Below are 23,325 nucleotides of genomic sequence, written 5' to 3' on the forward strand. Positions count from 1 at the left end.
CGGGCTTTTTTGTGTCGCATAGCGGGCGCAAACCAGGCTGGCGTTTCAGCGGCCAGGGCTGGATATCGCTATACTGTAGGGATGAGTTCTGCAGTGATGGGCTCGATGGAGAGCCGGGGTCCTGATGACTGAGTCGAGTGCTGAGCATCCGGCCGAGCAGCAGCTTGAGGCTGAGATGCTATGGCAGGAGCTGGCGGTCGGGGACGAAGTAATGGTGGAGTTTCCGGTCTGTGAAGCGGGCCGGGAGCTGCTTTCGCCCGGACAGGGCTACCTGATTCTGGCCAAGCGTCAGTCGGCCAGTGGGGTGCCGCAGTTGGTCACCGAGTCGAATATTCCAGGCCAGCAGGTCACGCTCTATCCGCACTGTATCTGTAGCTACCGCTGCCTGTCCGAACAGCAGCTGAGCTAGGGATTCAGTTGGGCTTAAGGCACACAGCGATAGACTGATCTCCTCCGAGGCCGTTTGGGAAGACGCTCGACCCTAATGGATCACTGAGATGTTGCTACTGGGGTGTTCGGTGGCCTTGGTCGTCGTTATGGAACCTTTGCGTTGGCGATCCGTCCAAGCTGCTGCAAGAGATTAATGGGGAGTGTTATGAAACATCGAATGTTATGGCTGATCCTGCCGCTGAGTCTGGTACTGGGCGGCTGTATCACCAACCAAACCAATATGAATGCCAACGTCATGGACGCCAATGAAGCTCAGCAGGCGGTACGAATCCAGCGGGGTGTGGTGCTGGCGGTTGAAGAGGTCACGGTTACCGCCGAGGGGACTCCCGGTGCGACCATTATCGGTTCTATCCTCGGAGCCGGGTTGGGCAGTGAAATCGGCGGTGGTTCCGGACGTAATTGGGCCATGGGCGCCGGTGCGGTCATCGGCGGTGCGTTGGGAGAAAAAGCGACCCAGTACAACGAGAAAGCCTTTGCCTATATCGTCGAACTCCAGGGCGGCAGGCAGCTGCAGATCGTCCAACAGGGAGCGTTGATCTCACCGAATACCCCGGTTTTCGTTAAGCACCTGGGTGGCGGACGCGCGGTGGTGCAGGTCGACACCAGCCAGGGGGCTGTTTATAACCGCACCCGTGATACCCGGTACGCTAATTGAGGCGACCCAGAGATAGCCGCAGATCGTTTGTAATCGGCTGTTATTAACGGAAAAGACCGACTAGGATTAAATCGGAAGTTTTCGAATTGATTCGATAAACCGATCGAACTCTTCGGCTTGCACAGAGGCTGATAAAACGACAGGTTAGTGAGAGCCTGTCGAGCCTGATTTCTGGACCTAAAGGGGGGCGAGCAATGACGGTCGGTATCGCCCATTCCAGTCTTTTCCTGTCGCGACCCAACCTCTGGTTGTTGTTGTCGCTGTTGTGGCTGAGCATCGGTGATGCGCTGGCCGCCAAGCCCAAGGTGTTGGTGATCCAGAGTTACCACGCCGGCTATGAATGGCAGGCCAACTACAGTCGCGCCCTCCACGATACTTTAGCTCCGCTGGCGGAGCTTGAGTTCTTCGAAATTGATAGTAAACGCCTTCCAGAAGTTCAGTACCGTGCTGCCGCAGACCAGGCTTGGGAACGTTATCAGCAGCTTGGGCCGGACTTGGTCATCATCGGCGATGATAATGCGTTACAGCTGTTAGGGCCGAAGTTGGCGACCACCGCTACGCCGGTGGTCTATCTGGGAATCAACAACAACCCGCGGCATTACCTGCCCAGCCGACCGGACAATATTTCCGGTGTACTGGAGCGCCCACTGCTGAGGCGCTCGATCCTCCACTTACATCGTCTGTTGAATGGCTCGCTGAAACGGGTGCTGGTGCTATTTGATAACGGTACCACCTCGAGAACGGTGTGGGAGGAGGAGTTTGCCAGCATGCCGTCACGCCAAGTGGGGCCGGTCCATGCTCAGATTGAACTGTTGGGTGATTATGGACGCTGGCAGCAGACGGTTGAGCAGGCCAAAGCGCAGGGTTTTGATGCGATCGTAATCGGTCTTTATCAGACCCTGGTGGATGAGCAGGGGCGGCACGTGCCCGATCAGCAGGTGATCAACTGGACCTCAGAAGCAAGTCCGTTGCCGTTGTTTGCGTTCTGGAGATTCGCGGTTGGACCGCAGATGACCATCGGTGGACTGGTGCTCGACGGCTATTCCCAGGGATCCGAGGCGGCCTCCATTGCCCGTGAGGTGTTGGAGGGCGGTAATTTACCCGTCATTCCTCAATCCTCCGGCGAAGGACGCTTCGTGTTTAGCCGCAGCCAGCTACAGCGTTGGCAGCTGGCATTACCGCCCTCGGTGGCCGAGCAGGCAGTTCTGGTTCCTTAGGCTCTACACCTTAGCCCCTAGTCCAGCACTGGGGCGTCAAAGTCGGCTGGTTGGTCACTGTAGACGCAGACATTCCACTTCTCGACCATGCCATCTTCGGCAACACACTGGGTTTCGAAGAACTGCTGGATCTCGCGCCGCTGACAGTGGGCTTCGAAACTGGCCATATCCTGCCAGATCTCGTTGAATACGATGGGAAAGCTCTCGCCCTCGGCGAAGGGGCTGGGGATATGTCGGGTGACGAGGTACTGCAGGCAGCCATCCTCGCGTTGAGTGTTGGGCTCCAGGCTTTGCAGCAGGTTGAACAGCTTGTCTTGCTGGCCGGGTTTGGGTTGGAACTGAGCCAGGCAATAAACTTTCTTCGACATGGGATCTCTCTTATTCAGATTTAGCGGTTGGAATTCATAGTCCGATCAGACCGTCCCAGATCAGCTTGGCGCCGACCAGCAGGGTCAAGACTTCGAAGCAGCGTTTGATGGTGCGGTTGCCCTTGGCGATACCCAGGTGGGCGCCGAAATAGGCCCCGAGCATGGAGCCGATCAACAACACCGGTAACCATTCCCAGCGCGGCGGTGTCTGCAGTGCGACCGCCAAGGCCCCGAAACCGTTCCAGAACAGGCCGACCAGAATCAAGGTATAGGCAACGGCACGCTGATAGTCGAGTCCGAACCAGCGTACCAGCCACATCGTCACGAACAGGCCGGTGCCGGAGGTCAGCGAGCCGTTCAGGGCGCCGATCACAAACAGCCCCGCGCCGCCGATCAGCATGCCATTCAGGTCGCGGTTGCGGCGGCTGGCGCTCATCCCCAGTTCCTGTTTGAAGATGGAGTACAGCCCCAGGCCACAGGTCAGACAACCCAGTGCCAATACGGCCAGGGTTTCGTCCAGATCGAGGATCAGGTTGGCCCCCAGGATAACGCCAGGTAGACCACAGCCGAGCATAAAGAGGGCGAAGCGTGGTTCCAGACTGCCTTCGCGCAGATGCCGGAGTGTGGCCCCGACCCCCAGCGCAACGCTGGCAATCTTGTGGGTGGCCAGGGCGGTCGCGAAGCTGAGCCCAAGGAACAACAACACGGGAAACTGCAGTAGGCCGGCACCGCCGCCGGCCAGTGCCGAGAGTAGATTGGCCAGCAGTGAGATGATCAACAGACCGAACTGTTCCAAGATCCAGGGGCTTTCCAATGTAACGGGTCCTGTTTGAGGAGGGCGTATTATCGAGCCGCCATGCTATACCCTGAGCCGCTTTCGACCAAGCGACTAATAGCGTCCGATAGCTCAATCCGGTCGTCGCGGGTTATACTGGCGGTTTGCGGGCGCTGCCATGGCGCGCTTGGGTGCAAAACAGGGGTATGAACCCCGCTCTAACTGGCAACAGGAGAAGTCGATGAAACTGGTCACCGCTGTAATCAAACCCTTTAAGTTGGATGATGTTCGTGAGGCATTGTCGGAGATCGGTGTCCAGGGTATCACCGTTACTGAGGTGAAGGGCTTCGGTCGCCAGAAGGGCCATACCGAGCTCTACCGTGGTGCCGAGTACGTGGTCGACTTCCTACCCAAAGTGAAGATCGAAGCGGCGATCGATGATGCGCTGCTGGATCAGGTGATCGAGACGATCAGCAACTCGGCCAATACCGGCAAGATCGGTGACGGCAAGATCTTTGTCACCCCGCTGGACCAGATCATTCGGATTCGGACCGGCGAGACCGGCTCTGACGCGATCTAAGCCAACGCGTCTCCCTGCTAAGACAAAGGCACCCTGTGGGTGCCTTTTTTATTGTGGCTTAGTAGATCCCGGCTTCCAGTCCAGCGGCCATCGTCATTCCCAACTCTTCGCACTGGTCGATAAATCCGGGATCGAAATCACCACGCAGAATCAGGGTCGGCTGGATCGGCCGCCAGCGTAGCCCGGTAAGAATCTTCTCGATACTGGCTCGTGTGCCACGACCATCGTTGCCGGCACGGATATACAGCGCGCAGGAGCGACCCTCAGTCTGCTCCAGACAGGGATAGTAGATACGCTCGAAGAAGTCCTTGATCAGCCCCGCCATATAACCGAAGTTCTCGGTGCTGCCGATCAACACGGCATCGGCGGCCAACACATCCTCGGGTCCGGCCTGCAGCGGCTGCTTAAAAATTACCTCGACATTATCAATATCCGGATGAGACGCGCCACGGACCACCGCCTCGGCCAGCTCCTGGGTGTTGGGCGACGGGGTGTTGGCGACGATCAGCAGCTGTTTGGTCATCGTTATGGCTCGGCGGTTACGGTTGGTTTCACTATAGCAGCGGACCGTTTCAGGGTTTCAGGCCGGCTGCAGAAAGCCCTGTTGATCCAGCCAGTCGAGGTATTTCTGGCGTAGCGGTTCGGACTCGTTGGCGAGCTGGTGTCTGGCATCGGCCAGCAGCAACGCCTGTTGATTAGGGAATTTCTGGGCCAGCAGATTCAGGTTAAAGCGCCAGTCGACGGTCGCATCTTTCTCGCCTTGGACGATCAGCAGCGACCGCTCGATGGTGTCCAGAGACTGGAATTCGGGTAGCCAGCGCTTTAACGCGCCGATCCAGTCGGCGGTGATCACCGGTGATTGCAGTGGGTCACGACGTAAGAACTCGACGAATTTGTCATCGTTGCTGTTGGCGGCAAAGCCACGGGTGACCGAGCCTTTCCACGGGGCGAGCAGGCTGTGTAGCAGATTGACCCAGGCCCAGTTGGCGGCGCGAACCAGCGGCGCCAGCTCGGCGATGCGGCCGTCGATAAGCCGGTTAGACTCGGTTCCATGGCGAAGCAGATAGTGATTGATGATCGCCGCTCCGGTGCTTTGCCCGAGTAGATGCAGCGGCCGGGTCAGCTGCCAGTCGTCGATTCGATCGAGCAGGGCCTCCAGTACGCGCTGGTAGCTATCAAAGCTGTCGATGGCGGCGCGCTTGCCGGTCGATAGGCCATGGCCGGGAAGGTCGAAGCAGAGCAGGTTGACCTGCCGTTCCAGACCGTAGCGGATCAGGTGTCGATAGAGGCCGTGGTGGTCGAGGTAGCCGTGAACGATCAGCAGGGTGCCGACCGGCGAGGGATGGCGCCATAGGTGGACCGCGATCTGCTCTGCATCGATCTCCAGCATTCCCAGCTGGCTGGTGTCGGACAGGTCGCCGAATTCGAACCCGTAACGTTCGCAATAGCGCGGGTAATCCTCCGGTCGTGCCGGCTGCTGCGGATCAAACGGCGGTAATCGGCCGATCAGTTCGTTGGGGTCGAATTCCATAAATCCGGGGCTCTACTATTTCCTTCAGTGTAACCAAAAACGGCAGCCCGAGGGCTGCCGTTTGATCTGGGGTCGTAGAGCTTAGTTGACCTTCTGGTCCAGCTCGCCGGACAGGTAACGATCGGTCATCGCCTCCAGCGAGATCGCGCTGATCTTGCTGGCCTGGCCCGCCGCATTGAAAGCCTCGTAACGGGCGCTGGCGATTTCGGTCATCGCCGTCAGGGTCACGCTGAGGAATTTACGCGGGTCGAACTCGGCCGGATTCTCAGCCAGGAAGCGACGGACCGCACCGGTGGACGCCAGGCGCAGATCGGTGTCGATGTTGACCTTGCGAACACCGTGCTTGATCCCCTCGACGATCTGCTCGACCGGGACACCGTAGGTTTCCGGAATCGCACCACCGTACTGATTGATGACGGCCAGCCACTCCTGCGGCACGCTGGAAGAGCCGTGCATGACCAGGTGGGTGTTGGGCAGACGTTGGTGGATCTTCTTGATGGTGTCGATCGACAGCACGTCACCGGTGGGCGGACGGGTGAACTTGTAGGCGCCGTGGCTGGTACCGCAGGCAATCGCCAGCGCGTCACAACCGGTCTTGTTGACGAAGTCAGCCGCTTCATCCGGGTCGGTCAGCATCTGGTCGTGGGACAGGGTGCCTTCGGCGCCGATACCGTCCTCTTCACCGGCTTGACCGGTTTCCAGTGAACCCAGACAACCCAGCTCGCCCTCGACCGAGACACCACAGGCGTGGGCCATCTCAACGGTGCGACGGGTCACATCAACGTTGTACTCGTAGCTGGACGGGGTCTTGCCGTCTTCCATCAGGGAGCCATCCATCATGACGGAAGAGAAGCCCAGCTGGATCGAGCGTTGGCACACGGCAGGCGAGGTACCGTGGTCCTGGTGCATACAGACCGGAATATGAGGGAACTCTTCGATCGCCGCCAGGATCATGTGCTTGAGGAAGTTAGAACCGGCGTACTTACGCGCACCGGCGGAGGCCTGGACGATGACCGGGCTGTCGGTCTTGTTGGCCGCTTCCATGATGGCGCGCATCTGCTCGAGGTTGTTGACGTTGAACGCCGGAATACCGTAGCCATACTCCGCTGCATGGTCGAGCAGCTGTCGCATACTGATCAAAGCCATAATTTATCGTCTCTTTCGTGTTATTAGGTGATTGGGGCTGGCGCGATTACCAGCCCGGATGAATCTAGTGTAGTGGGCTGTTTAGCCGTTGGCACGCTGTTCAAGGATCTCGACCGCCGGCAGCTTCTTGCCTTCAACAAACTCCAGGAAGGCGCCGCCGCCGGTGGAGATGTAGGAAACCTGCTCGGTGATCTGATACTTATCCACTGCCGCCAGGGTGTCGCCACCACCGGCGATGGAGAAAGCGTCGGATTCGGCGATCGCCAGGGACAGGGTCTTGGTGCCTCCACCGAACTGGTCGAACTCGAACACACCGACCGGGCCGTTCCAGATTACGGTCTGGGCTTCGCCCATCAGCTTGGCCAGGTTGGCGGCCGATTCTGGACCGATATCCAGGATCATGTCGTCTTCCGCGACTTCGTCGACCTTCTTGACGGTAGCGGTGGCGGATTCGGAGAACTCAGTGGCGACGACCACATCGGTCGGCATCGGGATGCTGGTCTTGGCCATCAGAGCCTTGGCCTGGTCGATCAGGTCCGCTTCGTAAAGGGACTTGCCGACCGGGTGACCGGCTGCGGCCAGGAAGGTGTTGGCGATACCGCCGCCGACGATCAGCTGGTCAACCTTGTCGGACAGCGACTCCAGTACGGTCAGCTTGGTGGAAACCTTGGAGCCGCCAACGATCGCGGCCATCGGACGGGCCGGGTTATCCAGGGCACGGGCCAGGGCATCCAGTTCGTTGGCCAGCAGCGGACCGGCGCAGGCGACCGGGGCAAACTTGGCCACGCCGTGGGTGGAGGCCTGGGCCCGGTGAGCGGTACCGAAGGCGTCCATTACGAAGATATCGCACAGCTCGGCCATCTGCTTGGCCAGGGCGTCGTCATTCTTCTTCTCACCGGCATTGAAGCGGACGTTTTCCAGCAGCAGCAGATCAGAGTCGCTTTCGAAACCGTTGAGCCAATCCTGTACCAGCGGTACCTCGCGACCCAGCAGCTCACCCAGGTGGGCGGCAACCGGTGCCAGAGAGAAGTCCGGGTTGTATTCGCCTTCGCTGGGACGGCCCAGGTGCGACATCAGCATCACTTTGGCGCCAGCCTTGAGGGCATGCTCGATGGTCGGCAGGGCGGCACGGATGCGGGCGTCGGAGGTTACCTTGCCCTCTTTTACCGGGACGTTCAGATCTTCACGGATCAGCACACGCTTTCCGCTCAGATCCAGCTCGGTCATCTTCAGTACAGTCATGGGTATCGTCTCTTTAAGTTTTCGAATTGGAATTCTGTTTGGTTGCCGGGTCCTGCCCGAGCCAGCAGTCGGCCACATCCAGCATCCGGTTGGCAAAGCCCCACTCGTTGTCGAACCAGCACAGCAGTTTCAGCAGACGGCCGCTGACCCGAGTCTGGGTCGCATCGACGATGCCGGATCGTGGATCGGTGTTGAAATCGATCGAAGCGTGGGGTTCGTCGGTGTAGCCCAGCAAGCCGTTTAGCGGACCCGCGGCGGCATCGCGCAGCAGCTGGTTGACCACCTCGGTGCTGGTGTCCTGCGCCAGTTGCAACGACAGGTCCATCAGCGACACATTGGTGGTCGGTACCCGTAGATGGTTGCATTGGAAACGACCGGCCAGTTGCGGCAGCAGCCGATCGATACCCCGGGCCAGGCCGGTGTCGACCGGAATGATCGACTGCATCGAGCTGCGGGTCAGTCGAAGGTCGGTCTGATGGTAGCTATCGATCACCGGCTGATCGTTCATTGCCGAATGGATGGTGGTCGTCACCCCGTTGATGATGCCGAATTCACGCTCGAGCAGATCCAGTACCGGGACCACGCAGTTGGTGGTACAAGAAGCACTGGAGGCGATCTGGTGCTCGGGCTTGAGGCTGTGTTGGTTAAAGCCATAAACCACGGTGGCATCGATATCGCTGGCGGCTGGCTGTGAAAACAGCAGTCGCTTGGCGCCGGAATCGAGGTGTTGCTGAGCAATTTCGCGGGAGCAGAACGAGCCGGAACATTCCAGTACCAGATCGATCTTCAGCTCGTCCCAGGGAAGCTTGGTGGGATCCGGCTGATTCAGCATCAGAATCCGATCGCTGTTGATTAGCAGGTGCTGGCCGTCATGGTCGACCGGTAGTGGGAAGCGACCGTGGGTGGTGTCGTAGCGGGTCAGGTAAGTCAGCGTGTCGATGTCGGATAGTTCGTTGATCGCCACCACGTTGAACGGCCGAGGCTGTGAGCTGCTGCTGTAGAGCGCCCGCAGAATACACTGGCCGATGCGGCCATAGCCGTTGATGGCAATATTAAAACTCATCGATTGCGTTTGTTCCTGATTGGCAGGGCAAAGCGGGAGCGACCCGGAGTCGCTCCCGTTGAGCCGGATTACAGCAGTTCGTTGACCTGAGCGACCACATTGTCGACGGTGAAGCCGAACAGCTTGAACAGCTCGCCGGCCGGGGCGGATTCACCGAAGGAGGTCATGCCGACGATGCGGCCGTTGAGGCCGACGTACTTGTACCAGAAGTCACTGTGGGCGGCTTCGATGGCGACCCGAGCGGTGACGCTGGATGGCAGCACGGACTCGCGGTAGTCGTTGGACTGAACCTCGAAGGCTTCGACACAGGGCATCGACACAACCCGGATGTTGCGGCCTTGAGAGCTCAGCGCATCGGCGGCGTCCATCGCCAGCGCGACTTCGGAACCGGTGGCGATCAGGATGGCATCGGGCTGACCCTGGCAGTCACGCAGGATATAGCCGCCACGCTTGATGTTGGCCAGCTTCTCGTCGCAACGCTCCTGGTGGGGCAGGTTCTGACGGGAGAAGATCAGCGCCGACGGACCATCGACTTTCTCCAGTGAGTTCTTCCAGGCCACGGCAGACTCGACCGCATCGCACGGACGCCAGACGTCCAGATTCGGGGTGTTACGCAGGTTCGGAATCTGCTCGATCGGCTGGTGGGTCGGGCCGTCTTCGCCCAGACCGATGGAGTCGTGGGTGTAGACGAACAGCGAGCGCTGCTTCATCAGCGCCGCCATCCGTACTGCGTTACGGGCGTATTCCATGAAGACCAGGAAGGTGGCGCCGTAAGGGATAAAGCCGCCGTGCAGGGCTACACCGTTCATGATCGCGGACATGCCGAACTCACGCACACCGTAGTAGACGTAGTTACCGCCGGCGTTCTCTTTGGAGACGCCTTCACAGCCGCCCCACAGGGTCAGGTTGGAACCGGCCAGGTCGGCAGAGCCACCCAGTAGCTCCGGCAGCATCGGGCCGAAGGCATTCAGGGCATTCTGAGATGCTTTACGGCTGGCGATGGTTTCGCCCTTAGCCTGCAGCTCTTCGATATAGGCCTGTGCCTGGGCGGAGAAGTCTTGCGGCAGGTCGCCACTGATCCGACGCAGGAATTCGGCGGCCAGTTCCGGGTGGGTCTCGGCATAGCCGGCAAACATGTCGTTCCAGTTGTTCTCGATCACGACACCGTGTTCGCGGGCGTCCCACTCGTTACGGATCTCTTCGGGAACTTCGAACGGGCCGTGCTTCCAGCCCAGCGCTTCGCGGGTCAGCGCGATCTCGTCGTCACCCAGCGGGGCACCGTGACAATCTTCCTTGCCCTGCTTGTTGGGTGAACCGAAGCCGATCACGGTCTTGCAGCAGATCAGGGTCGGCTGATCCGGATTGGCGCGAGCCGCTTCGATGGCTGCGTGGATGGCATCGGCGTCGTGGCCGTCAACCGCCGGGATCACCTGCCAGCCGTAGGATTCAAAACGCTGTACGGTGTCATCGGTGAACCAGCCTTCGACTTCACCGTCGATGGAGATGCCGTTGTCGTCGTAGAACGCGATCAGCTTGCCCAGACCCAGGGTGCCGGCCAGTGAGCAGACCTCGTGGGAGATACCTTCCATCATGCAGCCGTCGCCGAGGAAGCAGTAAGTGTAGTGGTCGACGATGTCGTAGCCGTCACGGTTGAACTGACCGGCCAGAGTCTTTTCGGCGATCGCCATACCGACGGCGTTGGCGATACCCTGACCCAGCGGGCCGGTGGTGGTCTCAACGCCTGGCGCATAGCCGTACTCCGGGTGACCGGCGGTCTTGCTGTGCAGCTGACGGAAGTTTTTCAGGTCGTCGATCGACAGCTCGTAGCCGGACAGGTGCAGCAGCGAGTAGATCAGCATCGAGCCGTGGCCGTTGGACAGCACGAAGCGGTCGCGGTTGATCCACTGCGGGTTGGCCGGGTTGTGCTGCAGGTAGTCGTTCCACAGAACTTCGGCGATATCCGCCATACCCATCGGGGCGCCGGGGTGGCCGGATTTGGCTTGCTGGACGGCGTCCATGCTCAGGGCGCGAATGGCGTTGGCAAGATCTCTACGGGACAGCATGAAAGAAACTCCTGGCGTGAGCGTAGGGGGAGCTTCCTGGGGAAGTCCCGATAATTTAAAAACGCGATAAAAAAATAGGTGCGTATTCTCTCGTACTCGCGGGGTGGCTTCAAATCCAGAGCGTAAAAAAAGCTCGATTTGAGCTGAAAAATATCGATCTGCTCGATCGAGAGACGGATGTAGCGCTGTTTACGAACTAACCAGAGGTCAAATTGACCTTGATCATCGGATATGAGTCTTATTTACATCGAACGTAGTGCGTGGCGGCGGGAATGGCGTTATGATTGCGGCCCCACTCTGGAGTCGGGCGATCCCGGTTGTCTTCTCGGAATCTCCTCAGGATTCCTCCAAAGCCCGTCTGTTTTAACGGCTCCCAGCTTGGTAATTAAGTCACTGTGTTGGCGCGATCTCGCTATCAATGGTTGTGCGGAGATCGACAACGCATTCAATTATTAAGGAAATACGATGAGCACTTATTCTCTCTTCACCTCCGAATCCGTGTCCGAAGGGCATCCGGATAAAATGGCCGACCAGATCTCCGATGCGGTACTGGACGCGATCCTCAAGGATGATCCCAACTCCCGCGTTGCGGTTGAGACCCTGGTTAAAACCGGGATGGCGGTTATCGCCGGTGAAGTGCGTACCTCCACTTACGTTGATCTGGAGGACATTGTCCGCCAGGTTATTCTGGATATCGGCTACAACAGCTCCGAAGTCGGCTTTGACGGCGCTTCCTGTGCGGTTTTGAACGCGATCGGTAAGCAGTCGGTGGATATCGCCGTCGGTGTTGACGAAGCCGAGGACAAAGATCTGGGGGCCGGTGACCAGGGCCTGATGTTCGGTTACGCCACCAACGAAACCGAGGTGCTGATGCCGGCACCGATCTTCTACTCCCACCGTCTGGTTGAGCGTCAAGCCCAGCTGCGCAAGAAGGGCGTATTACCCTGGTTGCGTCCGGACGCCAAGTCTCAGGTCACGCTGCGCTATGAAAACGGTAAGCCGGTGGCTGTCGATGCGGTGGTGCTGTCGACCCAACACAGCCCGGAAGTGGCTCAGGCCGACATTCGCGAAGCGGTGATGGAAGAGATTATCCAGCATGTGCTGCCGGCGGAATGGTTGCACAAGGATACCGAGTTCCATATCAACCCCACCGGCCAGTTCATCATCGGTGGTCCGATGGGTGACTGTGGTGTGACCGGCCGTAAGATTATCGTTGATACCTACGGCGGCATGGCCCGTCATGGTGGTGGTGCTTTCTCCGGTAAGGATCCATCCAAGGTTGACCGTTCGGCCGCCTATGCCGGTCGTTACGTGGCCAAGAACATCGTTGCTGCCGGCCTGGCCGAGCGTTGCGAAGTCCAGGTTTCCTACGCCATCGGCGTGGCCGAGCCGACCTCGATCAGCGTCAACACCTTCGGTACCGGCAAGATCGACGACGATCGCATCGTCACCCTGGTACGCGAGCACTTCGATCTGCGCCCGCGCGGCCTGATCGAGATGCTGGACCTGAAACGCCCGATCTACCGTGCCACCGCCGCTTACGGTCACTTCGGTCGTGAGCTGCCGGAATTTACCTGGGAGCGGACCGACAAGGCCGAGGCGTTGCGCCAGGCCGCGGGCCTCTAAGCGGAGTTCGCGTTGCGATCCCCCCGCGTCTACGAACCTCAGCCCCTTATTCCAGGGGCTGAGTTGTCTCTGAACGACAGTGCGACCCAGCATCTGGGGCGAGCACTGCGGATGCGCCCCGGTGATTCGGTGGTGCTGTTCGACGGCAACGGCAACGAGCATCGGGCCGAGCTGCTGGAACTGAGCAAACGTTCGGTCAGCGTGCGGGTCGGTGAGGCGTTGCAGCGTCCGGTGGAGTCGCCGCTCAAGGTCGAGCTGGGGCAGGTGCTGTCCCGAGGTGAGCGGATGGACTATGCGATCCAGAAAGCCACCGAGCTGGGTGTCGATCGGATCGTGCCGCTGTTTAGTCAGCGTTGTGAGGTCAAACTGCCCGCCGACCGACAACAGAAGCGGCGTCAGCACTGGCAGCAGGTCGCCATCAGCGCCTGCGAGCAGTCCGGCCGTACCCGTGTCCCCGAGATCTCCTTGCCGCAATCGCTCGACAGCTGGGTGGCGCAGACCGAGGCTCCACTCAAGCTGGTGCTACATCCCGATGCTGAAATGCCGCTGGGACAGCGGCAGGCCCCCGATTCGGTGGCTTTGCTGATCGGTCCGGAAGGGGGGCTCGAAGAGGCCGAGATCGAACGGGCCCGTGCCGCCGGATTCGAGTCGCTGCAGTTGGGGCCAAGGGTGCTGCGTACCGAAACTGCACCGGTGGCGGCGCTGACATTACTGCATTATCTTTGGGGCGATCTGGGTTAGCCGGGTTGAACCTGCGGCACCGATCCCCATTCTATAAGTTAATCCTGCCGTCTTGGCGGATTCGTCTGGACACGGCTGAAAATCGTACCGGCTCTGGTACTATGCCGCTATTGCACCTGTTAACCGATCCTTAGGAACCTAATCGATGAGCCTGAAACTTGGCGTGGTCATGGACCCGATCGAAGCGATCACCTACAAGAAAGACAGTACCCTGGCGATGCTCTGGGCCGCCCAGGATCGCGGCTGGCAGCTGTACTATCTGGAGCAATCCGGTCTCTACCTGCGTGACGGTGTGGCGATGGGCAAGATGGCCGAGCTGAGCGTGAAGCGGGATCCCAACGACTGGTTCGAACGGGGTGAGTATCAGCACCTGCCGTTGACCGAGCTGGATGTGGTGCTGATGCGCAAGGACCCGCCGTTCGACAACGAGTATCTCTACAGCACCCATCTGCTGGAGCAGGCCGAGCGTGACGGCCTGATGGTGGTCAATCCGCCGCAGCGGTTGCGCGACTGTAACGAAAAGCTGTTTGCGACCCAGTTCCCGCAGTGCTGCCCGCCGGTGCTGGTCAGCCGCGATCCGCAGTTGCTGAAGGATTTCCACGCCGAACATCAGGATGTGATCTTCAAACCGCTGGACGGTATGGGTGGCAGTTCGATCTTCCGCGTTCGTGAGGACGATCCGAATCTCAATGTGGTGCTCGAAACCCTGACCGACCACGGTCGTCAGCAGATCATGGCGCAGCGGTTTATTCCGGAGATCAGCGATGGCGACAAGCGGATTCTGCTGATCGACGGCGAACCGGTCGACTACACTCTGGCACGGATTCCGTCCCAGGGAGAGACCCGCGGTAATCTGGCAGCCGGAGGTACCGGGGTTGGACGACCGCTGAGTGATCGTGATCGCTGGATCTGCGAGCAGGTCAAGCCGGTGATTCAGGAGCTGGGGCTGTTGTTCGTCGGTCTGGATGTGATTGGTGATTACCTGACCGAGATTAATGTCACCAGCCCGACCTGTATTCGCGAGTTGAACGATCAGTTCGGCCTGGATATCGCCGGGCAGCTGATGGATGCTATCGCCGATCGGCTGGATTCGGTCGGATAAGCCGGGTCGGTTGGGAGAGCGATGAGTCAGAGCACACCGGTATTGAACGGACCTCGGGTCGGACCCAACGATCGGTTGGGGTTTACCCTTTTTGTCGCGGTGGCGATCCATGCCCTGATCGTACTTGGGGTTGGTTTTGAGGATGAGCAACCGACGCCGGTCGCGAAGACCCTGGAAGTAACCCTGGCCCAGTTCCGTAGCGATCTGGCGCCGGAAAAGGCCGACTTTATTGCCCAGCACAACCAGATCGGCAGTGGTGAACAGCAGGAGAAAGCCTTACCCACCACCAAGGAGCTGGCGCCGTTCCAGAACAACCAGAGCGAGGCGATCGCACCGGGGGTGGCGCCCAGCCCGTTGGAGCTGATTCGGGCCCCGCAACCGCAGAGCGTCAACCAGCCCACCCCGGAACCTCAACCCTCGCAAACTCCTTCGCTGAACCAGGCCCAGCCCGAACAGCTCAGTACCCAGGCTGACAGCCGTAAGGTGCAGTCATCAAGCGTCCCCCCTCCGCCCCAGGCGGCTGACGAAGCCACCGGGGTCAGCTCGTCGTTGTTGGCGCGGTCGTTGGAGATCGCCAGTCTGGAAGCGAAACTGGACAGTCTGCGCCAGGAGCGGGCCGATTCTCCCCGGATTCGACGTCTGACCTCGGCCTCGACCCGCGAGGCGTTTGATGCCCAATACCTGGATGCCTGGCGTGCCAAGGTCGAACGGGTCGGGAATCTGAACTACCCCGAGGAGGCGCGACAGCGCAAGCTCTACGGCCACTTGCGACTGCTGGTGGTGATCCGCCCGGACGGCAGTCTGGATCGGGTGGAGGTATTGAAGAGTTCGGGCTATCGGGTGCTGGATGATTCCGCTCGCCGAATCGTCCGGCTGGCAGCGCCCTATGACAGTTTTGGCCCGGAGCTGCGCAAGCATGCGGATCGGGTGGAGATTATCCGGACCTGGAAGTTCGAACGGGCCCGAATCGGTATTCGGCAGTAAGGTCGCGGCGGCTTAGTTAGCCGCCGGAATAAAGCCGCTCTGGGTGGTACCGCGGGCGATCATCTTCGACATATAGGCCAGTTTCTGCGGATCCTGATCGACGATGGTTACCGTGACGCTGACCAGTTCGCAGTCCGGACTGGTATCCTGCGCCTGCAGCGTATGCACGATGGCGTTCAGGCGAGCCACCTCGCTGTTTTCCTGGGCACCGGGTTGCTCCAGATCCACCACTACATTTTCCAGAATCGCCGGCAGTCCCTGGCTGACTTTGCACTGCAGTACGATCTGTTTCAGGCTTAATGCGGTGATATCGCAGGCGCTGATGGTGCTGCCGAATCGCAGATGAGCGCTACCACGCACGGTGGCGGGTTTGGGCATCTTGGGGGGCGTGGCCTTGGGACTGGCTTGAGTCGCTGCGGGAGTCGGTTTTTGAGGTTGGCGTGGCGGCGCCTGTTTCGCCTTGGCACCGCCGGTCAGGGCATCGATGGAGCCGTCGGCAACACGGCCGGTCCCGCTGCTGCGGCTGTCGCTGCGAAGATTATGGTGCTTGCCGAGCACCTTGATCACCTTGTTCAACAGGCCTTCGTTGGAGAATGGTTTGCCGATATAGTCGGTCACTCCGGCCTGGATCGCTTCGACCACGTTGGCTTTATCGCCGCGGCTGGTCACCATCACAAAAGGCACACGGGATTTGTGTTCCTGGCGGACCCAGCTGAGCAGCTCGATACCGGACATCTCCGGCATCTCCCAGTCGCACAGCACCAGATCGAAGTCTGACTTGGTCATCAGTTGCTGGGCTTTGCGGCCATTAATGGCATCTTCCACCTGAAAATCGGGGAAACGGGTGCGAATGGTCTTCTTGACCATCTCCCGGATAAAGGCCGCATCGTCGACTACCAGCACTCTGAGTTTTGCCATTTTAATTCCTTATAACCGTCTCAGATCCCTGAGGATACCCGAGCCGAAGGCGACACTCTAGTGGCCATCAAGTCTTTTCTACCGGTTCCTGATCCTTCGCCCGGATTGCGCGCAATTGTGCGCCTCGGCGCGCTGCTTGCCGCTTCACCTTGTGTCTTTGCCGGACTGGGTTGATACTTGTTTTATGGATCCTACCGAATCGAACAGCAATCTTTGCGATCATTTCCTGATCTCAATGCCCCATTTGAAGGACCGCTTCTTCGAGCAGTCGCTGACCTATATCTGCGAGCACAACGAGCAGGGGGCGATGGGATTGATCGTCAATCGGCCGATGGACCTCTCGTTCAAGGAGATCCTGGGACACCTGGAGATCTCGATCGAGCCGCTGCACGACGGCCAGCGACAGATCTACGCCGGAGGCCCGGTGCAGGTCGAACGGGGCTTTATTCTACACAGCCCCACCGAACACCTGTGGAACTCCAGTTATGCGGTGACCGAGCGGCTGCAGTTGACCACCTCGGTGGATATTCTGCGGGCGATTGCCGAGGGGTGGGGGCCGGAGCACTATCTGATCACCCTCGGCTATGCCGGCTGGGGGGCTGGACAGCTGGAGCAGGAGATCCTGCACAACAGTTGGTTAAGTTGTCCGGCCGATTTGGATATACTGTTCGCCACCGAGTCGCAGCAGCGGCTCGGCGCGGCTGCCGGTAAGCTCGGGGTCAATCTGGACCTGCTGACTGCCGAAAGCGGACACGCTTGATTCAAGCCCGCTCCAGCCGCCAACCATTCGACATTTGATCGACAGCGGGCAGCTTTTTGATACTGGCATTTGACTTTGGCACCACCCGGTTCGGGGTGGCCGTGGGGCAGGCGATTACCGCAACGGCAACGCCGTTGAAGCCTATTGCCGCAAAAGATGGGGTCCCTGACTGGGGCCAAATTGAAGCCCTGTTCAAGGAGTGGCAGCCGGAAGCCTTTGTGGTCGGATTGCCGCTCAATATGGACGGCACCCTGTGCGAGATGTCCTACCGCGCCCGCAAGTTTGCCAACCGCCTGCATGCCCGGTTTGACCGTCCCAGCTACCTCACCGATGAACGCTTGAGCAGCCACGAAGCCAAGGGGATTCACCTGGATGGCGGTGGTGAAGCGGACTTCAAGAAACATTCGATGGACGGCTTGGCTGCACAGCTGATACTGGAGAGCTGGTTCCGCGAGCCGGAACACCGCTCGAGCCTGGATAAACTGACCCAACCGCAAGGAACCCCCTGATGCCCGAACGTATAGATGTAGAGCAGTTGCTCGAGCAGATGACAGAGCAGCTCAAAGGATTACTGGAACAGCGCGGCATCGACAACCCGATGCTGGTGGGTATCCGAACCGGCGGCGTCTGGCTGGCCGAGCGGGTGCAGCAGCATCTGGAGCTGCAGGATCCGGTCGGGGTACTGGATATCAGTTTCTACCGCGACGATTTTACCCGGATCGGACTGAACCCCAAGGTGCAGCCGTCGGCGTTGCCGTTTGCCACCGAGGAGCGCGACATCGTCCTGATCGACGATGTGCTGATGAGCGGTCGAACCGTACGGGCAGCCCTCAACGAACTGTTCGATTATGGCCGCCCCGCCTCCGTCACCTTGATGACCCTGCTTGATCTGCAGGCCCAGGAGTTGCCGATCCAGGCTGATATCGTCGGTAAGACCTTCAAGCTGGATCCGGGGCAGCAGATCAAGCTGTCCGGACCGGAGCCACTGAGCCTGCAGCTGGTACAACGTCAAGCCTGGCAAAGTCACTAGGCCCTTATTCACCCTAATTGGAATTCCCAGTCGATGAATCCCGTGACCGATAGTCTGCAGCTGCAACTGAATGAACAGGGCCAGCTGCGTCATTTTCTTACTACCGAGGGGCTGAGCTGCGAGCTGCTGACCGACATCCTCAATACCGCCGACTCGTTCGTCGATATGGGGGCCCAGTCGGTCAAGAAAGTACCGCTGCTGCGCGGCAAGACGGTGATCAACCTGTTCTTCGAGAACAGCACCCGGACTCGCAGTACCTTTGAGTTGGCGGCCAAGCGGCTGTCGGCTGACGTGCTCAACCTCGATATTGCCACCTCGGCCACCTCCAAGGGTGAAACCCTGCGTGACACGCTGTGGAACCTGGAGGCGATGCACTCGGATATGTTCGTGGTCCGCCACCCCAACAGCGGCGCGGCTCACTTTATCGCCCAGCATGTGACCCCGAATGTGGCGATCATCAACGCCGGTGACGGCCGTCATGCCCACCCGACCCAGGCGATGCTCGATATGCTTACCATCCGTCGGCATAAAGGGGCCTTTGAGCCGCTTAAAGTTGCTATCGTTGGCGATATCCTGCATTCCCGGGTGGCCCGCTCGCAGATCCATGCACTCAATACTCTCGGCGCCGACGAAGTTCGCCTGATCGCACCGAAGACCCTGCTGCCGACCGATGTCGACAGTCTCGGGGTCAAGGTCTACAGCGATCTGGGTGAGGGACTCAAGGATGTGGACGTGGTGATCATGCTGCGGCTGCAGCTGGAGCGGATGCAGAGCGCCTTCCTGCCGTCCCAGGGCGAGTTCTACAAGCTCTATGGTCTGAGTCGTGAGCGGTTGGCGCTGGCCAATCCCGGTGCCATCGTGATGCACCCCGGACCGATCAACCGTGGAGTTGAGATCGAGTCCGAGGTGGCCGACGGTGCCCAGTCACTGATCCTGAAACAGGTCGGTTACGGGGTCGCGACCCGGATGGCGGTGATGTCGATGGCGGTCAGCGGCCAGCAGACCCAAGCCCAGGCGCAGAGCCAAGAAAACAATCAGGCGCAAGCAGACGAAGGAAACCGATGAATACAGTAATTCAGGGCGGCCGCCTGATCGATCCGGCCAACGACATCGATGCCCAGCTCGATCTGTACCTGCAGCAGGGTAAGGTGCTGGCCGTTGGTGAGGCGCCGGACGGGTTTGTGGCGGATCGGACCATCGATGCCGGCGGCCAGATCGTTTGTCCCGGACTGATTGACCTGCAGGCGTTCCTGCGCGAGCCGGGCCAGACCCAGAAAGGCACGATTGCCAGCGAAAGTGGTGCCGCAGCCGCCGGTGGCGTGACGACGCTGTGCTGCCCACCTCAGACCCAGCCGGTGTTGGATACGCCGGCCGTGGCACGGCTGATTCAGGACCGTGCCGCCGAGGCCGGATTGGTTCAGGTGCTGCCGCTGGGGGCTTTGACCAAAGGGCTGGAAGGCGAGCAGCTGGCCAATATGATGGCGTTGAAGGCGGCAGGTTGTGTCGGCTTCAGCAACGTCGGTGCCGGTGTCGCCAGTGCCCAGACCCTGCTGCGCTGTCTGGAATATGCCGCTACCCACGATCTGCTGGTGTTTGTACGTCCGCAGGAGCCGTCGCTGAGCAGTGGCTGTGCCCACGACGGGGCGATGGCGATGCGGCTCGGCTTGGAGGGTATTCCGGCGGTAGCCGAGACCCTGGAAGTCTCCCGTTACCTGCTGCTGGCCGAGCAGGCCGGTGCGCGGCTGCACTTTGGCCAGCTCTCCTGCGAGCGCTCGATCAAGATGATCGAAGAGGCCCGTGAGCGGGGCCAGGCGGTCAGCTGTGATCTGGCGGTTCATCAGTTGCTGTTGGATGACGGTGCGCTGGAAGGGTTCGATGGGCGCTACCACCTGTCGCCGCCGCTGCGTTCCGAAGCCGAACGGGCAGGCTTGCGGGCCGCGTTGGTCCGTGGCGGAATCAGCGCCCTGTGTTCCGATCATCAACCCCACGAAGCCTCGGCCAAGGCGGCACCGTTTAGCGTGACCGAGCCGGGCATGATCGGGCTTCAGACCCTGCTGCCGTTGGGCCTGCAGTTGGTCGAGCAGGATCTACTGCAACTGTCGGAACTGGTGACGCTGCTTAGTGTTGAGCCGGCTCGGATTCTGGGGCTCGACCGGGGCCAACTGGGTGTCGGTGCGTCGGCGGATATCTGTATCTTCGATCCCGAACAGGCTTGGCAGCTGGATTCGCAGACCAACGTGTCGGTCGGTACCAACACGCCGTTCTGGGAGCAGCAGCTGCAGGGGCAGGTCAGCCATACGTTGCTGGCCGGTGAGCTGGTCTACTCGCGCTGATCCCCGGTTTTTGAGCCACCCTGTTCGAGAACCGACGCAGGGCGTGGCTCAAGGATGAGTGGCTCAGCCCTGGTCGAACCGCTGCGCGATCTCTTCGATACACAGCTGCACACTCAGCGGCAGTTGCCGCTCGAAGGTGTGCAGCGCGTAAACCGGATTTAACGGCAACCGATAGCCGGGGAAGAGTTCGGCTAGCCGGGGGCGATGCTGGTCCAGTTTGAAGTCCGGTATCAGGCCGATCCCAGCGCCCGATTCGAGCAGCGCCAGGCAGGCATCGAAGGAGTCGGCCCGGCAGCGGGCCTGGGCGTGGTAATGCTTGGGGTTTCCCTGCTCATCCACCAGTTGATGATCGATCTGCTCGCGTTGCCAGGTGTTGGCGATATAGTCCAGTTGGGATAGGGGTTCGGTACTCAGCAGCTGTTGGCTGGCGCAGAGTACGTCCCGAAACTGCCCGATGCGGCGCTGCCTGATCCGACTGTCTTGGGAGGGTCCCACCCGAATCGCCAAGTCGATATTCTCGGCTGCCAGGTCTAGATGACGATCGCTACTGATCAGCTCCGGTTGCAGCAGCGGATAGCGTCGTATCAGTGTGGCCACCGTTGGTGCCACCAGCGGCCCCATCAGCGCGTGGGGGGCGGTAATGCGCAGTTTTCCCTTCGGTATCTCCTGCTCTTCGCGAGCCTGTTGCCAAGCCTGTTCGGCGAGTCGGTTGATCTCCCGACAGTGCTGATAGAAGGCTTCGCCCGCCGAGGTCAGGTTTTGGCGCCGAGTCGTCCGTTTAAGCAGCGTGACTCCCAGCTCCTTTTCTAAGCTCTTCAGGTGTTGGCTGACCACGGATTTAGACAGTTGCAGCGAGTCGGCCGCCGCGGTGATCGAACCGGATTCGACAATGCGGGCGAAGACCGCCATGGGTCGCAGCTGATTCATCATATTGTCCGTAAAAATAGAACAATGAATTTTAATATGGCTGTTTTTTGTTCTCAATGCCGGGGCTAAGCTGCGATTACTGATCCTTTATCGATTCATGCTTAGCGAGGAATTCCCATGTCCGAAGATGATCTGCTCCAGGCCTGCAAAGACGGCATCGCCACCTGGCAACACGCTTTCAACAACCAGGATGCGGCGGGTTGCGCGGCCCAGTACCAAGAGGATGCGGTGATGCAGGCTCGCCCGTTCGGGACCTTTACCGGTCGAGACGAAATTCAGGCCTTCTGGCAGAACATTATCGATCAGGGCTTTGCCGAGGTGGATTACACCGAGGTGAAGTGGGAGCCCGCCGATGGCGAGGGCTATATCCTCAGTTCACGCTGGACCATGAACAAGGCGTTCGGGGTGGTTCATCGGGAGCTTTGGGTGCTGGATACCGACGGCGTAGCGCGTCTGGCCAGCGATGACTTTGAGGTGCAGGGCGAGCGTTAATCAGTATTGCTGGATCGGCCCAATGACCCACGCTGGAGTCATTGGGCGTGTCTCGATTTAGCGAGGATCGTTCAGGAAATCATCCTCATCCTGGAGGAAGAACATCTCGCCATCGTCGGAGCTGCTGATCTGGTCCTGCAGCTGCGGGTTGGTTTCGGCCGATAGCTTGATCATCAGGCGCAGGTCATTGGCCGAATCGGCATGGGCCAGCGCATCTTCATAGGTGACCTTGCCCTGTTCGAACAGCTTGTAGAGCGACTGGTCGAAGGTCTGCATCCCGATATTGGTGGACTTCTTCATCAGCTCTTTGAGCTCGTGGACATTCGCTTTACGGATCAGGTCCGAGGCCAGCGGCGAGTTGATCAGAACCTCGACAGCGGCGATTCGGCCCTTACCATCGGCCCGTGGCAGCAGCTGTTGGGCCACGATCGCTTTCATGTTCAGCGACAGGTCCATCCACAGCTGGTCGTGGTGCTCGGGCGGGAAGAAACTGATAATCCGGTCCAGCGCCTGGTTGGCGTTGTTGGCGTGCAGGGTGGCCAGACAGAGGTGGCCGGTCTCGGCGAACTGGAGGCCGTACTGCATCGTCTCCTTGGAGCGGATCTCACCCATCAGAATCACGTCCGGTGCCTGACGCAGGGTGTTTTTCAACGCCACGTCGAAGCTGGGGGTGTCGATGCCCACTTCGCGCTGGGTCATGATGCACTTCTTGTGATCATGGATAAATTCGATCGGGTCTTCGATACAGATGATATGACCCTTGGTGTTCTCGTTACGGTAGTCGATCATCGACGCCAGCGAGGTGGATTTACCGGTACTGGTACCACCGACGAACAGGATCAGGCCGCGCTTGCTGGTGGCCAGATCGCGGATGATCGGCGGCAGCTGCAGCTCTTCCATGCTGGGGATTTCGTTCTTGATCCGACGCAGCACCATGCCCGGCGAGTTGCGCTGGAAGAAGGCGCTGACCCGGAAGCGGCCGATGCCGGGTGCACTGACGGCATAGTTGCACTCGTGGGTCGCTTCAAATTCGGATTGCTGGGCATCGTTCATGGTGCTGTAGGTCAGCGAACGGGCCTGGCGGGCGGTTAACGGATCGCGGGTCAGCGGTTTGACGGTGCCATCGACCTTGATACTAGGTTGGGCGCCGGCGGTTACAAACAGATCCGACGCGTCACGCTCAACCATCACCTTCAGAAGCTGGGTAAAATCCACTTATATTCACCTGTTCGAATAAATTGAACCAAGCCTAACCGATTTTGGGTCGGGAAACCTCTCGGCTTAAAGAAATCAGCCAATTGTCTCCCGATCGGTGCGCTACT

Annotated in this window: 25 protein-coding genes; 14 read left to right on the forward strand and 11 right to left on the reverse strand. The window is 59.7% G+C overall.

The annotated features are described in order from the left end of the window. The first annotated feature begins 124 nt into the window (after positions 1-124). The 3 genes from DV711_RS14865 to DV711_RS14875 all read left to right on the forward strand — a co-directional run bounded on the left by DV711_RS14865 (position 125) and on the right by DV711_RS14875 (position 2,322). Complete coding sequence (locus tag DV711_RS14865) at positions 125-409, forward strand: hypothetical protein (protein ID WP_114696509.1); 285 nt, start codon at positions 125-127, stop codon at positions 407-409. Between the two features lie 186 nt (positions 410-595). Further along, positions 596-1,105, forward strand: coding sequence for an outer membrane lipoprotein (locus DV711_RS14870; RefSeq protein ID WP_133297467.1), 510 nt, complete (start codon positions 596-598; stop codon positions 1,103-1,105). Positions 1,106-1,299: 194 nt separating this feature from the next. Continuing rightward, the gene (locus DV711_RS14875) at positions 1,300-2,322 is read left to right on the forward strand and encodes an ABC transporter substrate-binding protein (RefSeq protein ID WP_114696511.1); all 1,023 of its coding nucleotides are present in this window, start codon (positions 1,300-1,302) and stop codon (positions 2,320-2,322) included. A 17-nt stretch (positions 2,323-2,339) separates the two neighbouring features. Here the strand turns inward: DV711_RS14875 and DV711_RS14880 are convergent, their stop codons facing one another. Further along, the gene (locus tag DV711_RS14880) at positions 2,340-2,690 is read right to left on the reverse strand and encodes a putative quinol monooxygenase (protein WP_114696512.1); all 351 of its coding nucleotides are present in this window, start codon (positions 2,688-2,690) and stop codon (positions 2,340-2,342) included. A 34-nt stretch (positions 2,691-2,724) separates the two neighbouring features. Next, positions 2,725-3,504, reverse strand: coding sequence for a sulfite exporter TauE/SafE family protein (locus DV711_RS14885; protein WP_243633839.1), 780 nt, complete (start codon positions 3,502-3,504; stop codon positions 2,725-2,727). Between the two features lie 202 nt (positions 3,505-3,706). Between DV711_RS14885 and glnK the strand changes: the two genes are divergently transcribed. After that, positions 3,707-4,045 (forward strand): P-II family nitrogen regulator, encoded by a 339-nt coding sequence (gene glnK / locus DV711_RS14890; RefSeq protein WP_114696514.1) that lies wholly within the window; start codon positions 3,707-3,709, stop codon positions 4,043-4,045. Between the two features lie 58 nt (positions 4,046-4,103). Here the strand turns inward: glnK and DV711_RS14895 are convergent, their stop codons facing one another. The 6 genes from DV711_RS14895 to tkt all read right to left on the reverse strand — a co-directional run bounded on the left by DV711_RS14895 (position 4,104) and on the right by tkt (position 11,090). Beyond that, positions 4,104-4,568, reverse strand: coding sequence for a flavodoxin family protein (locus tag DV711_RS14895; protein ID WP_114696515.1), 465 nt, complete (start codon positions 4,566-4,568; stop codon positions 4,104-4,106). A gap of 57 nt (positions 4,569-4,625) precedes the next feature. Continuing rightward, positions 4,626-5,576, reverse strand: a complete 951-nt coding sequence (locus DV711_RS14900; RefSeq protein ID WP_114696516.1) for an alpha/beta hydrolase — start codon at positions 5,574-5,576, stop codon at positions 4,626-4,628. Positions 5,577-5,657: 81 nt separating this feature from the next. After that, positions 5,658-6,722 carry a class II fructose-bisphosphate aldolase gene (gene fba, locus DV711_RS14905; protein WP_114696517.1) on the reverse strand — a complete coding sequence of 355 codons (1,065 nt, stop codon included), beginning with the start codon at positions 6,720-6,722 and terminating at the stop codon, positions 5,658-5,660. An 81-nt stretch (positions 6,723-6,803) separates the two neighbouring features. Beyond that, positions 6,804-7,964, reverse strand: coding sequence for a phosphoglycerate kinase (locus DV711_RS14910; protein ID WP_114696518.1), 1,161 nt, complete (start codon positions 7,962-7,964; stop codon positions 6,804-6,806). A gap of 13 nt (positions 7,965-7,977) precedes the next feature. Beyond that, a complete protein-coding gene (locus tag DV711_RS14915; RefSeq protein ID WP_114696519.1) occupies positions 7,978-9,027 on the reverse strand; it encodes a type I glyceraldehyde-3-phosphate dehydrogenase in 1,050 nt (349 codons plus the stop codon). A gap of 68 nt (positions 9,028-9,095) precedes the next feature. Further along, positions 9,096-11,090, reverse strand: coding sequence for a transketolase (gene tkt, locus DV711_RS14920; RefSeq protein WP_114696520.1), 1,995 nt, complete (start codon positions 11,088-11,090; stop codon positions 9,096-9,098). A 465-nt stretch (positions 11,091-11,555) separates the two neighbouring features. Here tkt and metK point away from each other — a divergent pair, with 465 nt between their 5' ends. The 4 genes from metK to DV711_RS14940 all read left to right on the forward strand — a co-directional run bounded on the left by metK (position 11,556) and on the right by DV711_RS14940 (position 15,543). Further along, the gene (gene metK, locus DV711_RS14925; RefSeq protein WP_114696521.1) at positions 11,556-12,716 is read left to right on the forward strand and encodes a methionine adenosyltransferase; all 1,161 of its coding nucleotides are present in this window, start codon (positions 11,556-11,558) and stop codon (positions 12,714-12,716) included. 12 nt (positions 12,717-12,728) lie between these two features. Beyond that, a complete protein-coding gene (locus DV711_RS14930; RefSeq protein WP_114696522.1) occupies positions 12,729-13,457 on the forward strand; it encodes a 16S rRNA (uracil(1498)-N(3))-methyltransferase in 729 nt (242 codons plus the stop codon). A 145-nt stretch (positions 13,458-13,602) separates the two neighbouring features. Then, on the forward strand, positions 13,603-14,559 hold the full coding sequence (gene gshB / locus DV711_RS14935; RefSeq protein WP_114696523.1) for a glutathione synthase: 957 nt from the start codon (positions 13,603-13,605) through the stop codon (positions 14,557-14,559). Positions 14,560-14,580: 21 nt separating this feature from the next. Next, positions 14,581-15,543: an energy transducer TonB gene (locus tag DV711_RS14940; protein ID WP_114696524.1), complete on the forward strand. Its 963-nt coding sequence runs from the start codon at positions 14,581-14,583 to the stop codon at positions 15,541-15,543. A gap of 12 nt (positions 15,544-15,555) precedes the next feature. On the opposite strand, the gene DV711_RS14945 is transcribed toward DV711_RS14940, so the two are convergent. After that, positions 15,556-16,461, reverse strand: a complete 906-nt coding sequence (locus DV711_RS14945) for a response regulator (protein WP_114696525.1) — start codon at positions 16,459-16,461, stop codon at positions 15,556-15,558. A gap of 184 nt (positions 16,462-16,645) precedes the next feature. On the opposite strand from DV711_RS14945, the gene DV711_RS14950 reads away from it, so the two are divergent. The 5 genes from DV711_RS14950 to DV711_RS14970 are packed head-to-tail and all read left to right on the forward strand — an operon-like array spanning position 16,646 to position 20,584. Next, positions 16,646-17,221, forward strand: coding sequence for a YqgE/AlgH family protein (locus DV711_RS14950; RefSeq protein ID WP_114696526.1), 576 nt, complete (start codon positions 16,646-16,648; stop codon positions 17,219-17,221). A 56-nt stretch (positions 17,222-17,277) separates the two neighbouring features. Next, positions 17,278-17,730: a Holliday junction resolvase RuvX gene (gene ruvX / locus DV711_RS14955; RefSeq protein WP_114696527.1), complete on the forward strand. Its 453-nt coding sequence runs from the start codon at positions 17,278-17,280 to the stop codon at positions 17,728-17,730. Then, the gene (pyrR, locus tag DV711_RS14960) at positions 17,730-18,251 is read left to right on the forward strand and encodes a bifunctional pyr operon transcriptional regulator/uracil phosphoribosyltransferase PyrR (RefSeq protein WP_114696528.1); all 522 of its coding nucleotides are present in this window, start codon (positions 17,730-17,732) and stop codon (positions 18,249-18,251) included. Before ruvX ends, pyrR begins: the two co-directional genes overlap by 1 nt. Before the next feature lie 33 nt (positions 18,252-18,284). Then, positions 18,285-19,316, forward strand: a complete 1,032-nt coding sequence (locus tag DV711_RS14965; protein WP_114696529.1) for an aspartate carbamoyltransferase catalytic subunit — start codon at positions 18,285-18,287, stop codon at positions 19,314-19,316. Continuing rightward, positions 19,313-20,584, forward strand: coding sequence for a dihydroorotase (locus DV711_RS14970; protein ID WP_114696530.1), 1,272 nt, complete (start codon positions 19,313-19,315; stop codon positions 20,582-20,584). The genes DV711_RS14965 and DV711_RS14970 overlap by 4 nt, the downstream gene beginning before the upstream one ends. A 63-nt stretch (positions 20,585-20,647) precedes the next feature. Here DV711_RS14970 and DV711_RS14975 read toward each other — a convergent pair whose 3' ends face one another. Further along, on the reverse strand, positions 20,648-21,511 hold the full coding sequence (locus DV711_RS14975; RefSeq protein WP_114696791.1) for a LysR family transcriptional regulator: 864 nt from the start codon (positions 21,509-21,511) through the stop codon (positions 20,648-20,650). 117 nt (positions 21,512-21,628) lie between these two features. Between DV711_RS14975 and DV711_RS14980 the strand changes: the two genes are divergently transcribed. Then, positions 21,629-22,003: a nuclear transport factor 2 family protein gene (locus tag DV711_RS14980; protein WP_114696531.1), complete on the forward strand. Its 375-nt coding sequence runs from the start codon at positions 21,629-21,631 to the stop codon at positions 22,001-22,003. Positions 22,004-22,060: 57 nt separating this feature from the next. Here DV711_RS14980 and DV711_RS14985 read toward each other — a convergent pair whose 3' ends face one another. Beyond that, positions 22,061-23,218, reverse strand: a complete 1,158-nt coding sequence (locus tag DV711_RS14985) for a PilT/PilU family type 4a pilus ATPase (protein WP_114696532.1) — start codon at positions 23,216-23,218, stop codon at positions 22,061-22,063. Positions 23,219-23,325: the final 107 nt, after the last annotated feature.

Origin of the sequence: Motiliproteus coralliicola, from assembly GCF_003345655.1 — a bacterium.
In the GTDB taxonomy this organism is placed as follows: Bacteria; Pseudomonadota; Gammaproteobacteria; order Pseudomonadales; family Balneatricaceae; genus Motiliproteus; species Motiliproteus coralliicola.

Bases quoted from the DNA above. Each gene is read 5' to 3' on its own strand.
- DV711_RS14980 (WP_114696531.1), top strand. From the start codon at position 21,629: ATGTCCGAAGATGATCTGCTCCAGGCCTGCAAAGACGGCATCGCCACC.
- tkt (WP_114696520.1), bottom strand. From the start codon at position 11,090: ATGCTGTCCCGTAGAGATCTTGCCAACGCCATTCGCGCCCTGAGCATG.
- glnK (WP_114696514.1), top strand. From the start codon at position 3,707: ATGAAACTGGTCACCGCTGTAATCAAACCCTTTAAGTTGGATGATGTT.
- DV711_RS14895 (WP_114696515.1), bottom strand. From the start codon at position 4,568: ATGACCAAACAGCTGCTGATCGTCGCCAACACCCCGTCGCCCAACACC.
- gshB (WP_114696523.1), top strand. From the start codon at position 13,603: ATGAGCCTGAAACTTGGCGTGGTCATGGACCCGATCGAAGCGATCACC.
- DV711_RS14945 (WP_114696525.1), bottom strand. From the start codon at position 16,461: ATGGCAAAACTCAGAGTGCTGGTAGTCGACGATGCGGCCTTTATCCGG.
- DV711_RS14975 (WP_114696791.1), bottom strand. From the start codon at position 21,511: ATGAATCAGCTGCGACCCATGGCGGTCTTCGCCCGCATTGTCGAATCC.
- DV711_RS14880 (WP_114696512.1), bottom strand. From the start codon at position 2,690: ATGTCGAAGAAAGTTTATTGCCTGGCTCAGTTCCAACCCAAACCCGGC.
- DV711_RS14940 (WP_114696524.1), top strand. From the start codon at position 14,581: ATGAGTCAGAGCACACCGGTATTGAACGGACCTCGGGTCGGACCCAAC.
- DV711_RS14865 (WP_114696509.1), top strand. From the start codon at position 125: ATGACTGAGTCGAGTGCTGAGCATCCGGCCGAGCAGCAGCTTGAGGCT.
- DV711_RS14950 (WP_114696526.1), top strand. From the start codon at position 16,646: ATGGATCCTACCGAATCGAACAGCAATCTTTGCGATCATTTCCTGATC.
- DV711_RS14915 (WP_114696519.1), bottom strand. From the start codon at position 9,027: ATGAGTTTTAATATTGCCATCAACGGCTATGGCCGCATCGGCCAGTGT.
- fba (WP_114696517.1), bottom strand. From the start codon at position 6,722: ATGGCTTTGATCAGTATGCGACAGCTGCTCGACCATGCAGCGGAGTAT.
- DV711_RS14970 (WP_114696530.1), top strand. From the start codon at position 19,313: ATGAATACAGTAATTCAGGGCGGCCGCCTGATCGATCCGGCCAACGAC.
- DV711_RS14875 (WP_114696511.1), top strand. From the start codon at position 1,300: ATGACGGTCGGTATCGCCCATTCCAGTCTTTTCCTGTCGCGACCCAAC.
- DV711_RS14910 (WP_114696518.1), bottom strand. From the start codon at position 7,964: ATGACTGTACTGAAGATGACCGAGCTGGATCTGAGCGGAAAGCGTGTG.
- DV711_RS14900 (WP_114696516.1), bottom strand. From the start codon at position 5,576: ATGGAATTCGACCCCAACGAACTGATCGGCCGATTACCGCCGTTTGAT.
- DV711_RS14870 (WP_133297467.1), top strand. From the start codon at position 596: ATGAAACATCGAATGTTATGGCTGATCCTGCCGCTGAGTCTGGTACTG.
- metK (WP_114696521.1), top strand. From the start codon at position 11,556: ATGAGCACTTATTCTCTCTTCACCTCCGAATCCGTGTCCGAAGGGCAT.
- pyrR (WP_114696528.1), top strand. From the start codon at position 17,730: ATGCCCGAACGTATAGATGTAGAGCAGTTGCTCGAGCAGATGACAGAG.
- DV711_RS14965 (WP_114696529.1), top strand. From the start codon at position 18,285: ATGAATCCCGTGACCGATAGTCTGCAGCTGCAACTGAATGAACAGGGC.